Source organism: Streptomyces sp. NPDC031670 (genome assembly GCF_055580545.1).
Genome location: NZ_JBVILC010000045.1, coordinates 1 through 13,749, shown reverse-complemented (window position 1 = coordinate 13,749; position 13,749 = coordinate 1). Strand labels below are relative to the sequence as shown.

Here is a 13,749-nt window from a genome sequence, read left to right as displayed (position 1 = left end):
CCAAACACCCTCGCCAGGACAAAACGCTCTTTCAGTACGCCGCCCGGGGCGTGCCCAGAGCCCCAGGGCTAAAGGGTTCCAGCGCGGTGGAGCAATCCTGAGCACCCCTGCGACGGAAAGGCTCAGTAGCGGAAACTGGCTGCGGTGTCACGGATTTGAATCATCACCGGAACGATGACGTCTCCACCCGCTTCTGGAATGAGCCTGAGATTCAATCTCCTGACTTCCTCGATCGGGGCCATCATTGCCATATGGTCTCCACTATCCACCGCCGTGGCTTGTTCCTCGAAGAGTGCTCGCACGTCTGCCCAACTCTCCGCAGCCACAAAACGGCATCTGAGCCAGGGCTGGTCGATCTCCATGAGGTCAAGTCGGCCGAGGACTGAGTTATCGCTCATTAGTTGCCACGAATCAGACATGGTGATGCGCCCTCGCTATTCCATCGAATCCGCATGGGGAGTGCCACCGAGGCCAGGTGGTGCGCTGGCGGATGCAGTTCTTGGCGGCCTCGGTGCGGTTGCCGTCGGCGTCGTAGCCGAGGCTCTGACTGTTGTTTCCGGTCGTGGTGGCGGTGAGCTGGTCGGCCGCGTCGTAGGTGTACGCGGTTGTTGCCCCCCTAGCCGTCTTGGGGAGCCGGTTGCCGACCTGGTCGTAGGAGTAGGCGGCGTCAGGCGTCGAATTGGGGCAGGTATCGCCGGCTGGTGAGGGAGCGGTGCATTCTGTATAGGTGGTCTTGGTGGTGGTGAGAGCGGCGGCGGTGGCGCGGCTGACGAGTCTGCCCTTGCCGTCGCCATCCCAGGTCAGGAGGTGGCCGGAGGTGTCCGGGGAGATCGCGTCCAGGGTGCTGTCGGCGTCGAACTTCCCGGCAAGGGGACGTGCGTAGGCCGTCCAGTCGTCGGCTTGGAGGACGTAGGTGCCGAATGATCCGGTGCCGGTAGCAGGGTAGAAGCGGACCTTGCGGTTGCTGGTGTCGTGTGCCAGGAAGTCGGTCTTGCCGTCACTGTTGAAGTCGCCGGGCGTCAGGTACATGGCCCCCCAGCCACCGCCGAGGTCAGTGCGCGCCGAGGGTGCCGTCCCCCTTGCCGGGATAGAAGTACAAGTGCCCGTCGGAGGAGTTGATGGCGAGGACGTCCGGCTTGCCGTCGGTGTTGTAGTCGATCGCGATGAGCCGGTAGGGGGCCCAGCTGGGTCCGTGTCGATACGGCTGTTGAAGGTGCCGTCGCCGCGGCCGGGGTACACCCGAGTCCCCGAGCCGCTGGTGTCCTCTCGTGGAACCAGCCTTCTGACTGCGAGCGTCTGTGGAACTGTCCACGTACTGCGTACTGTGAGGTGGAATGCCGACTCCGCCTCCCCGACGACCCCGGTTACGCGTTCGCCAACTCCCACCGAGGCCGCGCACGGGGGAAACGCGCCCCTCACCCCGACCGGCGCCACCGACCCAGCGGGGGTTGAGGCACTGGTATCGGAGCGTGGACTGGGGAAGGCACACGACAGTGTTGGCTGCCGCGGTCGCTGCTGCCAGTCTCGCAGTCACAGCCTGGGGCACGTGGAAGTCTGCACAGCTTGCTGACGATCAGCTCTCTCAGTCCGAGAGCGCCCGTGAGGACGACCAGCGGCGGCAGGTGTCGCGCATCACCTTCTATCACCAGGGCGCCAAGCTGGTCATAGTGAATCGTTCTTTTGACCCAGCGACCGCCTGGTTGACGTTCGGCGCTGAGGTGGTCTACAAGTCCGGGGCCGAAAATCCGGAGTACCGCAAACCCCGGGGCATGACCAGTATGGCGCTGCCTCCCTGTACGCAAGTCTCATTTCCGCTCTCCAAGATCGGACCTTCGGCATGGCAGGAGTTGCGCATCTGGGATGCGTCCGGCAAGCAGTGGCGACGAACCAGCGATGAAGCCCTCTTCCCATTTCAAACACCCGCGCGGACTGACACTGGCTGGCCATCCCTCCCCGCGATCATTGTCTTCGACATGGAACCGACGAAGGAGTGCGCGTGACCCCTCGGGGGTGACCGATGCCCAGCCCTCGGGGCTGCGTAACAGGAGCTGCTCGATGTAGGGGAACTGGTGTAGGACATGCCCGTTCCGGGTGAAAAGCACCATGTTCAGGCACGGCGCCGGGCCGAGGATCGGCAGCTCGTAGGCGGTGGCGACGTCGTGCGTCTCCCACGCGAGGACGACCTCATCCGCCCCGGCCGTCGCGGCGATGTTGGCGAGCTCCGCGATCCCGGCGAGCCCGTCCTGGCCGACCTTGAGCGGACGGACCCAGATCAGCCCGACCAACTCGCCGCGCACCAGCGGCATCATCAGCGGGCGCGGCACGGCCCCGTCACCCAGCGAGGCGGTGTACGTCTCCTTCGCGACGCCGACCAAACCGTTCCACATCCGTGCTTCCACGGGATCCCCCTGCCGTCCCGTGATACGACCACCGCACCCTGCCACGGTGGCTGAGGCTGTGTCAGCGGCGTGATCAGCCAGCGTCCGGCGGGGGGGGAGGATTCAGGCGGTGGCCAGCTGCGGGGCCGGGGCGCCGCTGTGCTGAGCGGCGACCTCGCTTAGGACCGCGTCCAGTTGGTCGGCGACCTCAGGCCGGGTGTATGCGCTCCCCCTGCAGGCGCTTCCGCAGAGCGCCGGGCTCCGCCTGGCTGGCCTCGACGCGCTCGGCGTCGGACCTTCTGCCCCGGCCTCCGGCGCGGGTTGCCCGGCGCCGGAGGCGGGCTGGGGGTGCCGCTGGGGTTCTCCGTCGGCTCCTCCACCCGGGTGGTGGTGAGTTTCAAGGCGTGGCACGCAGTTGTCGCACGTGAGACAGACGTGATCTGGCCATACCGGTGGGAATGGGCAGATCCGGTAGCTTTATCGAACTAGCGTTCCCTCGGTGCCCGGCTCGACCGACGGGGTAATGGCAACGGAAGGGAATGCAATGCGCACAGCAAAGACCCTGTCCGTCATGGCTGTTGGCTTCTGCGCGGCTGCACTGGCCGTGGGTACGCCCGCCACCGCAACGGCGCTTGCCTCTGCGGGCAGCAGCGCGCCTGGGGCCCGGTCCCGGTATGTGACGGTGGAGGGGCACCGTGTGGTGGCGGGGACCGCGATCGGTGAGTGGGGCAAGACGCGGGACGGCGAGCGGTACTCCTTCACCTACAAGGCCGGTGATGCCAGGCCGGCAGCTCCGGCCTGGCCGGCGGCGGCAAGGTGTTCGGTGTACATCTCGGATGTCTCCTTCCACGGGGCCGGCGCAGGTGCCTACTTCCAGTGGGAGACCTCGCAGGTCTGCAGCGGCTCCTACGGCTCACAGAAACTCCAGACCCAGATGTGGCGCAGCTCCTGGAGCGGCCCGCGCGGCTACAACAACTGGCACGGCACGTCAGCCACCTCCAACAGCTTCATCGACTATGGCTGGTCGACGGACTGCAACGACGGCGACGGAACCTACACCTACTACCCTGTGATGCAGGGCTACGCCAGCGGCATCGGCTGGGGCCCCAAGACCCGCTCCGACAACGACCTGCGCAAGGGGTGCGGAACCAGGGCTCCGAACCCCTGAGAGGAGACGGCATGGGCGAAGGCGAACAGGTCCCCAAGCGGTACTCGCCCGAAGGAACCCCCCTGGGCCGCAGCGCGGACAACATCTGGTTCGGCCCCAGCTACTCCACCGAGACCCCCCGCGCCGCCCGACTGCGGTGGCGGATCAGGGATCTGCTGCACTGGCCGGTCAAGAACAGCAGCCGGCGCTGACGCTCTAGCCAGAGCCGTTAACCCAGCTGACCCACCGGAGTCCCCTACGGGCCGGTGGATGGTGCTGAACATGATGGCTCAGACGCTTTGAACGGTGTGGCCCGTCTGCATCCGCAGGTGGGGCCACGCTTGCGGCGCGGTGAAGTGCGATAGTTGCCGGGCCACTTCCCCGCCCTATGTTCGCCCGAATCAACGTGGGCTGCGCGGACTTGGGCCTGATATGAGATCTTCGCGCATAGCCTGCAGCAGGCGCTGTTGGCACGCGTGGAACCGTTCTCGCCGCGCTTCGCACCGGGGATCGCTCCACCGCGTTCCGGAGGCGACTTCGTCCCGGTAGGCCAGCAAGGCCGTCAGGGTTGCCTGGGCGCATTCGCGTACCTGCTGGCCAGCCGTCAGCTCCATCCGGTACCGCCGGGCGTAGACATCGTGCGCGCGTACCGCTGCACGGGCCAGCTCTTTGCGTTCGGATGCGCGTCGTGGCCAGCGGCTGGCAGCGAATACCTGCTCCCGCGCCCCGAACAAAGCAGACAGGAACTCTGCGTAGAGCACGTGCTTCTGCTCCCGGGTGCGTACACGTTCGTCACGACGCCAGCGCGTGCGGTCTGCCAGGTAGGTTGCGATGACGGCGAGCAGGCCGCCGGTCGCTGCGCTCCCGGTGCTGTCCAGTCCATCCCACCAAGCTGTCACTCATGTGCGTGGGCGGGAAATTCCCGCCGCGGCTTCTCCGCAGTGGGGAGGGCGCAGTTCGGGCAGCTCGGACGGCCGGGTCCCGGCGAGTCGGCCGGGCGGACTTAGTCGATCATGCCGAGTGCGGTGTCCGGTCGGCAGAAGCCGGGTTCGACGCCGTCGGCGAGAACCTGGCGGGCGGTGGCGCGGTCCACGGGGGTCATGCGTCCGGAGTGGCGGCCAGCTCGGGGAAGGCGTTCTCCCAGGCGTCGCGGATGAAGCGGCTGATCAGGGTGCGCAGGATGGGCCACTGGCTGATCAGGAGGTCGCGGTTGAGGAAGGCCTGCAGGTCCTCGCGTTGTCCTTCGGCCAGGACAGTGCGGTGGAGGCTGATCCTCGACTTGAGGCCGGTCAGGTCGTAGGAGCGGCGCCCGGAGCAGGCGACGTGCAGCGGCAGGTCGACAGTGCCCTGGGCCGGGCAGGCCAGGTCCTCCAGGTGGGCGGGCAGCCGGCGGGTGTACCGGGCGCGCAGCACCTCGGCGGCGTCAGGGACCGGGGGGCGGGGAGACGTGACGGCCATGGGCCCAGTATCGCCCGCCGGGCCGGTGCCGGTCACTGGAGACTCCCGAACCGCAACGGCCCTGCCGGCCTGGTGCCTGTCCACGTCAGTGTCCGGCTGGCCGGTACGGAACGCTTCGGGGAGCTGGCCCTGGCGGAGGTGTCTGGGGAGCCGGGCCACTCGTGTCGGAGGTCCTGGCGTGCGGCCCCAGCGGTCGGGCAAAGGGCGGCGAGGCGGAATGCGTCGTTGCTGACGCCCCGGCCGCGTTTAGTGCCGACGCATGCCCCGGGGATCTTGACCTGGGCCTTTTCCCGAAGGGAGCCCTGATCCAGGAGGCGGTGCGGTGCTAGACCCGAGGTGGGCAAAGACCGAATCTGCCCCGTGTGACCACAGTCCTGCGGGGTAAAACCGACCGCTTGTGCGGTTTCCTGTGGCAGGTTGTGTGGCTCCGGTGGCCGCTGTGGCCCCGGGTTGACGTCTTCCTGGGGGGAAGTCGCATGTCCTTATGTGCCACAGGCACGCCGTTTTGGCGTGCCCGCATGAGAAAGACCCCGCTCGCTGTACTGGGCGCGGCCGTCGCGGGCGCCTTGACCCTGACCGCGTTACCGGCGGCCACCGCGTCAGCGGCGCCGGCGCCTGCATCGGCGTGGGGCAAGCAGAGTCCGCGTTTCGAGGTGCCGCCGGTGAAGACCGGCACCAATAAGCCGGTCGCGGCGCAGCCGGAGAAGGAACCGACGGCAGAGGCCGCCGCCTGGCGCCGCGCCCAGAAACAGCACGCAACCACCTCGCCGACCACGGCCCCGCGACAGAGTGCCGCAGCCGTCAACACTTACGTCCCCAAGGGCCAGGGCGCGGTGCCCTGGCACCGGATCTCCGACTTCCGTATCACCGATTCGCTGGTGGGACGGGTGGATTACTCCACGGGCAACCTGATGCTGGCGGCCACCGACTTCGAGGTCGCCGGGGTGGGGCAGAAGCTCCGTCTGGCCCGTACCTACAACTCCCTCGACGCCCCCTGGGGAAGAGTGACGCAGCGGTGGTGGCAGGAGTACGAGCGCTACCTCGACCTCGACTTCACCAACGAGATCGTCTTCTACGACGCCACCGGCGCCACCCTGAGTTTCACCAAGAACAGCGACGGCTCCTTCACCACGCCGACCGGCTACTCCAAGGACCTGAAGAAAAGCACCGACGGCACCTACACCCTCACCGACCGCAAGAGCGGCACCAAGGACACCTACAACACCTACGGCAGCCTGACGAAGGTCACCGACAAGAACAACGGCACCATCACCGTCACCCAGCACGACGAGGGCGGCGAGCAGAAGGGCTTCAAGCTCACCGAGACCCGCTCCGGACGCTGGATCGACCTCTACAAGACCGACGCCTCGCAGTGGCAGGCCAAGGACCACACCGGCCGCACCGCCGTCTTCGACCTCGACCCCGCCGGCAACCTGACCAAGACCGCGGACACCGAAGGCAAAACGACCACCTTCGGCTACGACTCCTCCGGCCGCATCACCAAAATCACCACCCCCGAGGGCCGCGTCACGGTCTTCACCTACGACTCGAGCAACCGCCTCACCTCAATGCTCCGCGCCACCGGCTTCAACGGCACCGGCGAATCCGGCCCCACCTACACCTACGCCTACACCGCCGACACCCCCACCGCGGCCGGTACGACCACTGTCACCGACCCCGAGCGCCACGCCACCAAGTACGAACACGACGGCGACGGCGCGGTCACCAAGGTCACCGACGCCCTCAACCGCTCCCGCTCGCGCACCTACGACGCCCGCCACAACCTGGCCACCGCCACCGACGCGATGGGCACAGGCGGCACCGGCGCCAACGTCACCACCTACGGCTGGGACAACCGCAACAACCCCACGTCCGCCAAGCTCCCCACCGGCGCCACCGCTTCGGTCGCCGGTTACCAGACCATCGCCGGCACCGACCTGCCCGGCACTGTGACTACCGCTGATGATGAGAAGACCGAGTACAAGTACGACGCTGCCGGCAACACCCTCTCGGTCGCGCAGACCGGCACGGGCGGCGGCAGCCGCACCTTCGACTACAACCCCTCCAGCCCCACCTGTGGCGGCTTCGAGGGCCAGACCTGCAAGGCGACGACGAAGATGACCGACAGCAAGGCGGTCGCGACCGCCTTCCACTACGACAGCAAGGGCAACCTCGACAAGGCCACCCCGCCCGCCCCGCTGGGCGCCACTACGTACACCTACGACGCGCTCGGCCGCCCCGAGACCGTCACCGACGGCCGCGGCATCAAGACGGTGTACGTCTACGACCACCGCGACCGCGTCACCAAGGTCTCCTCCACCCACGCCACCGTCACCTACGCCTACGACGGCGACGGCAACCTCACCCAGCGCTCGGACGGCACCGGCGTGATCAAGTACGCCTTCGACCCGCTCTCCCGCGAAACGGTCCGCACCCTCCAGGACGGCTCCCAGACCCGCCTGACCTACACCCCCGCCGGAAACGTCGACTCCTACAGCGACCCCGCGGGCGTCACCGCCTACACCTACAACGAGGTCAACAAACTCAAGGAACTGAAGGACTCCACCGGCAAGACCACCACGTACGCCTACGACAACAACGACTTCCGCACGAAGACGAACTACCCCGGCGGAACCGTGCAGTCCATCAACCCCGATAAATCCGGCCGCCCGCAGACCATCAAGGCAACATCCCCCAAGGGCACCCTGGTCGACCTCGCCTACTCCTACCAGAACGGCACCAAGGACAGCACCAAAATCCGCACCCTGACCGACGCCGCGGCCCAGAGGGAGACCGTCTACACCTACGACGGCGCGGGCCGCCTCACCCTCGCCCGCGACGCCGACATCAGCGGAGCACCGAACATCTACGTTGTCTGGGCGTACTGCTACGACCGCGCGGGCAACACCACCTCCGAGGGAGGGGTCTACAACCAGACCTGCCCCAGCCGCACCACCTACAGCTACAACGACGCCCAACAGCTCACCGCGAAGGACGGCTCGACCACCAACTGGTCCTACGACGCCACCGGCAACGAGACCGCCGGCGCCCCGACCCCCGAGACCACCCGCACCGGCGAGACCTGGACCGACTTCTCCCAGCTCACCTCACTCACCACGGGCAACAAGACCTACACCGGGCAGTACGCCTCCACTGACCAGAGCGAACGCATCCGCCTGGGCGACACCTACTTCCACAACGGCCCCCTGGGCCTGTCCGGCACCAGCACCGGAGGCGTGGACACGGGATTCAACCGCGAACCCCAGGGCACCCTCAACTCCATGACGACCGGGGCCAGTTCGCTGTACTACCTCACCGACGCGCTCGGCTCCGTCATCGCGCTCGTGGACGACACGGGCACAAAGGTCAACAGCTACACCTACACACCCCGCGGCGCCGACCGCACGGCCACAGAGAAGACCCCGCAGCCCTACCGCTTCGCCGCCGGCTACAAGGACCCCACCGGCCTGTACCACCTCGGCGCCCGCTACTACGACCCGAACCTGGGCCGCTTCACCCAGCCCGACCCCTCCGGCCAGGAAAAGAACCCCTACCTCTACGCCGAAGGCGACCCGGCCAACCGTATTGATTCCGATGGGCTCTTCTCCGTTGACGGAACGTTGCGGGGCTCCTTGAAATGGGCGGGGCGAGCCACGGGCGTGAAGGCGTTCAAGGACGCCGGAACAGCGCTGATAAACGGCAACTACCGAACATTCGCCGCTGTGCTAGCTGGTGAAAGCGTCTCAGGTGCGCTCGGTTCGGCTTGCGTCCCTGCGGCAGCAGCGGCTGGAGCTCCTACGGGAGGAGCAGGCGCCTTCGTTGTGGGAGCGGCGTGCTTCACCGTCTCGGAGTATGCAGGAAATATGGTTCAGAACGGTCTTTCTTGATCACATCAGTGCGGTGGGGTGTGGTGCGCAAACTGTCTGCGCACCACGCCCCACCCGACCAGAGGAGGAGAGATGCTCGTAGTAGGGGCGGGCCGCTGGTATCCCGACGGCCCGGCAGGACTGGTGATTGTGCTTGTCGCGCTCGCGGTGCTGGCGGCCATGGTCCTTTACGGCAGGGCGAAGCGAGGCCGCGGTAAGTGACTGGTGCAGGCCCAGGGTGACATCCTGAGCATTCTCTGAACGCGCAGGACGATTACGGTTACCCCGCCACCTATGCTGACGCCTAGTCAGGACTGTTCCGCATTCGGATCGCCATCGGCCTGTTCACGACCTACCACCGCACAGGCACCCCGCCCGCCTCGATGCCACAGGCGGACCAGGAGCCGCGATGACCCCAGGGATGTCGACCTCAGTCGATCATGCCGAGAGCGGTGTCCGGGCGGCAGAAGCCGCACGGTTCGACGCCGTCGGCCAGGGCCTGGCGGGCGGCGGCGCGGTCGATGGAGGTCATGCGTCCGGAGTGGCGGAGCAACCAGCAGTCGCCGGTGTGGACGGCGGTGAGCAGGTGCGGTCCGCCGGGCGTGCTCGATGGTCCACTCCGGCGGTGGAGGCCGTCGGCGCTGGCCTTCTTCGCGTTCGGATTCCCGGCGTTTGATGTCGGTGATGGCCTGGTCGATGAGGGCGACCCACATGGCGTGCCAGGCTCGCAGCGCCTCCAGGCGGGGAAGGTCGGGCGGCAGCAGCCCCGGGGGCAGGGGCTGGGTCATCGGGTGAAGTCCCGTCGGGTCATGGTGGCGGCGTTCCACCAGTACCAGCCGGTGCGGGCGCCGTCGGGCAGGGCTGGCCACAGGCACAGGTGGTAGGCGCGACGCCCGTCGGGCTCGTCGTAGTGGGCCATGGCCACCGCCCGGTAGCGGCGCCCGTCGATCCACAGGTTGACGGCGAGGACCTCGTACGGGCTGTAGCTCCGTACGGCGGCCGACGCCTGCGGCGGCGGTGCAGGCTCTGCGGCACGAGGCGGCCGGGGCCCCAACGGAATCGTGCTCATCGAAGCCTCGCTTCCTCCCCAGCCGCCCTCACGGTCTCGCCGCGCGCCGTCCAGGTCCGGTCCACCCGCCGGTGCCCACGGCTGTCCTCGATCAGCTGGATCACCGCAGCCGGGTTGCCGCTGTGCCGGCCGACCCACTCGGTGTACCGGTCCTGCGCCGTACCGGGAACAGACCACTCGCCCTCGACCGCCGGGCCGCCCGCACCGAACTCGAGCCGGACGAGATAAGTGCGCTCCACGGCTGCCTCCTTCCTTTCCTCTGCCCGACTGGTGGGGGCTTCCCTCTACGCGGTAGCCGGCTCCTGGACGCTCTAGGCGGTAGGGGTGCGCTGGGCAGTGAGCGTCAGGGCTGTGTCTGTGTGCGCGTGCGGGCGAGCTCCTTGAGGGCGACCCGGGCGGCGGGGGTGCCCGCCGGGCTCTGCCAGAAGGGGTGCGCAGTGATCCGCCGGGACAGCTCCAGCAGTCGGCGGCGGTGCGCGGCGGCGCCGCCAGCCGTGGTGGCGAGCTGGTCGTAGACGGCGTATCAGGCGGTCTGAGCTGCCAGGAGATCGTGGGGGAAGTACGTTCGCGCCATGGCTTGAATTAGACCACTTGTTCGAGTTCCTTGTCATGTGAGACGCGCCGCGACACCTTGCGGTGAAGAGGCGGTCAAGACAGCCCGGCGTTCCCCTGGATCCGCTAGAAGTGGCGGCATGGCATCAGGCGACGATCCGCAGCTGGTCGAGGCGATGTGGCGGGCGGCCGATCTGGCGCGGTTCTACCTGACGCAGGACCGCGCCCGGATCGCGGCCTGTCTCACCGGTATGGATTCCGACCAGCTCGAGCGCGTGATGGCCTGGGCGGCCATCAGCCACGACGAGGTCTTCGACGAGCTGGGGGAGCCGTCCATGTCCTTGCCTCTGATCGACGCGGTGGCGGCGCTGGCCCCGACGGAGACCGAGTTCGCGGCAACCGCCGCGGTACGCCGCGTCGCAGCCGGCGAGGTGGGCCTCGCCCGGGCAGTGACAGATCTGGCGCTGGCGGACCAGGCCCATGCCATCACGATCTGCACAGCGGTGATGCGGCTGGAGGCACACGGCCACGCCGACGCCCTGGAGCAGGTCGATGCACAGACCCGGGAGTACGAGCAGAGGGGCTGTCCCAGGCCGTACACACTGTTCTGATCATCGAATGCCGGGAGAGCGGGGCGGTCGTAGGCTGAATGTCCTGTCCCAGGGGGGTCTGGGAGGACGTATGCCCCGCCCTGTCTGGTCCGGCGCGATCAGCTTTGGCCTGGTCACTTCTCTGAACCAGCGGCACGCCGGTGTTGAGGCGTCCCGCCGCTGCGATGCCGCGACCGTCCTCTTCGCGGCCCTCCAACTCGGCCGCAACCGCTCGTAGCTCACGCCTGCCCCACCCTGGAATGCCCAGGAGGGGTCAGCGCCGGGCCGGCCGCGGTGGCGCGGAGGGCGGCCCGGCATTGTTCCCTGACATCACCGGGATATCCACTGCGAGAGGGTAGTTGGACCTCCCGGCGGCTGTACGTCCCCACGTACCGCCGGGAGGGGCTCAATTTCGGGTGACAGCCACCAGCAGCCCGGTGACGGTGGCCATGAGCATCATCACAGTGAGGGCTCCGGTGACCGGGACGGACCAGGCGGGGTGGTGGCGGAGCAGTACCAGGGCGCCGACGCCGGAGAGCAGGGTGACGGCGAACAGCAGCAGGATAAGGAGCAGCGTGGTCAGGGTCATGCCTCCTCCCGCTCCCGGGTAGCAGCCGCGGCGGCGCGCTCGGTGTGCTGCTTGCCGAGCCGCTTGAGCTTTGTCCGCACTCGCTCGCCGAGGGCCTCCGCAGCGAATCCACGAAGGCCAGCTAGAGCCATGACATGGGCGGCCGCCTCGGTCCAGCTGGTGGTCTGAGAGTCGGCCCAGGCCATCGCGACGGCGCGCTCGGCCGGCTTGAGGCGGGCAAGGACCGCGGCCATCCGCGGGTCGTCAGGCAGGGCGCCGGCGAGCGTTTCGTACGGGTCCGGGCTGGCGGCGACGAGGTCGTAGACCGCCAGGCCGTTGCCGAGGCCGAAGTCCAGGCTCCACAGGCGGTTGCCGTTGTTCTTGCGCTGCCACAAGGGGGTCAGGTGCCGGTGCAGTTCCCGGGCCTCGGCCTTGAGTCGCTCCAGGCCGTCGGGGCCAACCCGACCGTCGGCGTGAAGGGACCCAACCCAGTCGCCCAGCAGCGCGGTGGAGACCGGCTCCTGCCAGCCAGCCAGCGCCGCGCCACAGCCCCAATACATCGGTCATGAACTCTTCGACCACGCGCTCGTTACCGACGACGGCGGCGTGCCGCGCGGCGAGACCACGGGCCGTGCGGAGCACGGGGCTGTCGGGCTGCAACGTTGCCTGTAGGACCGGGACGGGCGGAGCCTTGGTGGCGCGGCGGGGGGCACCAGTGCTCAGTTTGCTGAACGTGACGGGCGTGGTGTCTGCGATCTTGGGAACGACGGTCCCGTTGGGGTGGACCTCAATCAGCCCAATCGTGCCGGTACTCCCACTGTCAAAGGCCAACAGTGGGATGTCACCGGCTTTGCTGCGCATCACCGTCATGTACGCCACCAGGTGCCCTTCCAGAGGCGCCCCGACGAAGGGGTACGGCTCGGGGATCTTGCTTTTGATCTGCCGCTGGTACGGCACCCAGGTATTGGTCGTCATCCGTGATCTTCCCTCCGAGGTTCGAGCCTTCCCTTCTCGGTCCCGGCGCGGACCTGTTCCGGTAATAAATCTGCGAGCCACCGGTGTGACCCTGGTCACCTCGAAAGAGGGCGCCGCTGGTTGCCCAGGCGGCGGTGCTTGCGCATCACCCGCTGCCCGGCCATCCGTGGCTGACAGGCCTCGCTAGCGGCCTCCTCCCACGTTCCTCCGCCGAGCGCGTAGGCGCGAGCGACGTGCTGTTCGTCCGCCTTGAGTCGTCCGAATACCGAGAGGGCATCCTTTCGTTCCGGTTCCCAAGACAGCACCTCGTCCTCGATCCGGTACGAGTTGTCGATGACCTCATGGGCGGGGCCGCCGGAGGGCAGGAGGTAGTCGAGCGCCCACACGCGGCCTGGCCCGGTCTTCCGTTCCCATAGGGGCATGAGCTGTCGGTGTACGACTTGTGCCTCGCGACGCAGCTCGTCGAGAGTGCCGATCGCCTCGGGGGTGGTCATGCCTGGAGAGTTGAACCAGTTGCCAAGCAGGGCTGTCGACATAGCCTCCAGCCACTCGGCGTTCGGCCGGGAGAGACCGAGAAAGGTGCTGGCGAAGTCGGCCACCGCGGGCTTCCACCCGTCGACCGTCTCGCTCTCCAGAATGGCCTGCCGGGCTGCAAGAGCGGCAGCCACCATGATCTGAGCGTGTTCGCGCACCTCGCGATCCGAGGAGAAGCGGGAGAGGTGCCGGACGTACACAAGCACCTGGCCGACCGCGAACCCCAAGCTGTGTGCGGGGTACCCGTGGGCTTGCCGTTGCCTGACGCGGTGGATCAACTCCGCCTCATCCAGACAGCCGGTGAGCACTGTCTGTTCGGGAAGGTCTTGCGCCACCTGAGTGGGCCACTGGCGGCGGCTCATCGGATAGAACGCCGGTAGGTCCCAGTGGTAGCCGCGACGTACCCGGGGGTAGAGCCGCCCGTAGGTGATGGGGGTGCTTCTGATGTCCAGGACCAGGAACGCGCGATCGAACCGCGGGTTCTCGATGATGACGCGGGACCACGAGATCGGAAGGAAGGTTGGGGGCAAGTACAGGTTGGGATACACGGGGCTCCTTGGAGGACTAGAAGCGGGTGCTTCATCCTTCGGGCCCGGGTCGGCCCCGTTCTGT

15 protein-coding genes and 1 pseudogene are annotated in these 13,749 nt (G+C 67.7%); 5 read left to right on the top strand and 11 right to left on the bottom strand.

All coding sequences use genetic code 11. The annotated features are described in order from the left end of the window. Positions 1-122: 122 nt before the first annotated feature. The 4 genes from ACZ5ID_RS36680 to ACZ5ID_RS36665 all read right to left on the bottom strand — a co-directional run bounded on the left by ACZ5ID_RS36680 (position 123) and on the right by ACZ5ID_RS36665 (position 2,399). Positions 123-362 (bottom strand): hypothetical protein, encoded by a 240-nt coding sequence (locus tag ACZ5ID_RS36680; RefSeq protein ID WP_468907068.1) that lies wholly within the window; start codon positions 360-362, stop codon positions 123-125. A gap of 49 nt (positions 363-411) precedes the next feature. After that, positions 412-1,029 (bottom strand): FG-GAP repeat domain-containing protein, encoded by a 618-nt coding sequence (locus ACZ5ID_RS36675; protein WP_468907065.1) that lies wholly within the window; start codon positions 1,027-1,029, stop codon positions 412-414. A gap of 22 nt (positions 1,030-1,051) precedes the next feature. Continuing rightward, on the bottom strand, positions 1,052-1,312 hold the full coding sequence (locus ACZ5ID_RS36670; RefSeq protein WP_468907062.1) for an FG-GAP repeat domain-containing protein: 261 nt from the start codon (positions 1,310-1,312) through the stop codon (positions 1,052-1,054). A gap of 493 nt (positions 1,313-1,805) precedes the next feature. After that, entirely contained in the window at positions 1,806-2,399 is a 594-nt protein-coding gene (locus ACZ5ID_RS36665) for a hypothetical protein (protein WP_468907060.1), read from the bottom strand. A gap of 676 nt (positions 2,400-3,075) precedes the next feature. On the opposite strand from ACZ5ID_RS36665, the gene ACZ5ID_RS36660 reads away from it, so the two are divergent. Together ACZ5ID_RS36660 and ACZ5ID_RS36655 are read left to right on the top strand one after the other, a co-directional pair. After that, positions 3,076-3,546 (top strand): hypothetical protein, encoded by a 471-nt coding sequence (locus tag ACZ5ID_RS36660; protein ID WP_468907058.1) that lies wholly within the window; start codon positions 3,076-3,078, stop codon positions 3,544-3,546. Between the two features lie 11 nt (positions 3,547-3,557). After that, positions 3,558-3,737, top strand: a complete 180-nt coding sequence (locus ACZ5ID_RS36655) for a hypothetical protein (protein WP_468907055.1) — start codon at positions 3,558-3,560, stop codon at positions 3,735-3,737. An 886-nt stretch (positions 3,738-4,623) separates the two neighbouring features. Here the strand turns inward: ACZ5ID_RS36655 and ACZ5ID_RS36650 are convergent. After that, positions 4,624-4,983, bottom strand: coding sequence for a hypothetical protein (locus tag ACZ5ID_RS36650; RefSeq protein WP_468907052.1), 360 nt, complete (start codon positions 4,981-4,983; stop codon positions 4,624-4,626). 518 nt (positions 4,984-5,501) lie between these two features. On the opposite strand from ACZ5ID_RS36650, the gene ACZ5ID_RS36645 reads away from it, so the two are divergent. Next, a complete protein-coding gene (locus tag ACZ5ID_RS36645; RefSeq protein ID WP_468907050.1) occupies positions 5,502-8,870 on the top strand; it encodes an RHS repeat-associated core domain-containing protein in 3,369 nt (1,122 codons plus the stop codon). A gap of 409 nt (positions 8,871-9,279) precedes the next feature. Here ACZ5ID_RS36645 and ACZ5ID_RS36640 read toward each other — a convergent pair. From ACZ5ID_RS36640 to ACZ5ID_RS36630, 3 genes and pseudogenes are all read right to left on the bottom strand, one after another. Continuing rightward, a pseudogene (locus ACZ5ID_RS36640) lies at positions 9,280-9,441 on the bottom strand (DUF6233 domain-containing protein); the annotation flags it as partial. A 192-nt stretch (positions 9,442-9,633) separates the two neighbouring features. Then, positions 9,634-9,918, bottom strand: a complete 285-nt coding sequence (locus tag ACZ5ID_RS36635) for a hypothetical protein (RefSeq protein WP_468907047.1) — start codon at positions 9,916-9,918, stop codon at positions 9,634-9,636. Then, entirely contained in the window at positions 9,915-10,157 is a 243-nt protein-coding gene (locus ACZ5ID_RS36630; protein ID WP_468907045.1) for a hypothetical protein, read from the bottom strand. Before ACZ5ID_RS36630 ends, ACZ5ID_RS36635 begins: the two co-directional genes overlap by 4 nt. 453 nt (positions 10,158-10,610) lie before the next feature. Between ACZ5ID_RS36630 and ACZ5ID_RS36625 the strand changes: the two genes are divergently transcribed. Next, positions 10,611-11,081, top strand: coding sequence for a hypothetical protein (locus ACZ5ID_RS36625; protein ID WP_468907043.1), 471 nt, complete (start codon positions 10,611-10,613; stop codon positions 11,079-11,081). A 70-nt stretch (positions 11,082-11,151) separates the two neighbouring features. Further along, complete coding sequence (locus ACZ5ID_RS36620; RefSeq protein WP_468907040.1) at positions 11,152-11,298, top strand: hypothetical protein; 147 nt, start codon at positions 11,152-11,154, stop codon at positions 11,296-11,298. Positions 11,299-11,466: 168 nt separating this feature from the next. On the opposite strand, the gene ACZ5ID_RS36615 is transcribed toward ACZ5ID_RS36620, so the two are convergent. The 3 genes from ACZ5ID_RS36615 to ACZ5ID_RS36605 all read right to left on the bottom strand — a co-directional run bounded on the left by ACZ5ID_RS36615 (position 11,467) and on the right by ACZ5ID_RS36605 (position 13,685). Further along, the gene (locus ACZ5ID_RS36615; protein WP_468907038.1) at positions 11,467-11,649 is read right to left on the bottom strand and encodes a hypothetical protein; all 183 of its coding nucleotides are present in this window, start codon (positions 11,647-11,649) and stop codon (positions 11,467-11,469) included. After that, positions 11,646-12,188, bottom strand: a complete 543-nt coding sequence (locus tag ACZ5ID_RS36610; RefSeq protein ID WP_468907035.1) for a hypothetical protein — start codon at positions 12,186-12,188, stop codon at positions 11,646-11,648. Before ACZ5ID_RS36610 ends, ACZ5ID_RS36615 begins: the two co-directional genes overlap by 4 nt. Positions 12,189-12,698: 510 nt before the next feature. Beyond that, the gene (locus tag ACZ5ID_RS36605; RefSeq protein ID WP_468907032.1) at positions 12,699-13,685 is read right to left on the bottom strand and encodes a hypothetical protein; all 987 of its coding nucleotides are present in this window, start codon (positions 13,683-13,685) and stop codon (positions 12,699-12,701) included. Positions 13,686-13,749: the final 64 nt, after the last annotated feature.

What these genes read in the sequence shown, in the direction of transcription:
- ACZ5ID_RS36680 (WP_468907068.1), bottom strand. Translation starts at nt 362, where the DNA reads ATGGAGATCGACCAGCCCTGGCTCAGATGCCGTTTTGTGGCTGCGGAG.
- ACZ5ID_RS36675 (WP_468907065.1), bottom strand. Translation starts at nt 1,029, where the DNA reads ATGTACCTGACGCCCGGCGACTTCAACAGTGACGGCAAGACCGACTTC.
- ACZ5ID_RS36655 (WP_468907055.1), top strand. Translation starts at nt 3,558, where the DNA reads ATGGGCGAAGGCGAACAGGTCCCCAAGCGGTACTCGCCCGAAGGAACC.
- ACZ5ID_RS36650 (WP_468907052.1), bottom strand. Translation starts at nt 4,983, where the DNA reads ATGGCCGTCACGTCTCCCCGCCCCCCGGTCCCTGACGCCGCCGAGGTG.
- ACZ5ID_RS36645 (WP_468907050.1), top strand. Translation starts at nt 5,502, where the DNA reads ATGAGAAAGACCCCGCTCGCTGTACTGGGCGCGGCCGTCGCGGGCGCC.
- ACZ5ID_RS36635 (WP_468907047.1), bottom strand. Translation starts at nt 9,918, where the DNA reads ATGAGCACGATTCCGTTGGGGCCCCGGCCGCCTCGTGCCGCAGAGCCT.
- ACZ5ID_RS36625 (WP_468907043.1), top strand. Translation starts at nt 10,611, where the DNA reads ATGGCATCAGGCGACGATCCGCAGCTGGTCGAGGCGATGTGGCGGGCG.
- ACZ5ID_RS36620 (WP_468907040.1), top strand. Translation starts at nt 11,152, where the DNA reads ATGCCCCGCCCTGTCTGGTCCGGCGCGATCAGCTTTGGCCTGGTCACT.
- ACZ5ID_RS36615 (WP_468907038.1), bottom strand. Translation starts at nt 11,649, where the DNA reads ATGACCCTGACCACGCTGCTCCTTATCCTGCTGCTGTTCGCCGTCACC.
- ACZ5ID_RS36610 (WP_468907035.1), bottom strand. Translation starts at nt 12,188, where the DNA reads ATGTATTGGGGCTGTGGCGCGGCGCTGGCTGGCTGGCAGGAGCCGGTC.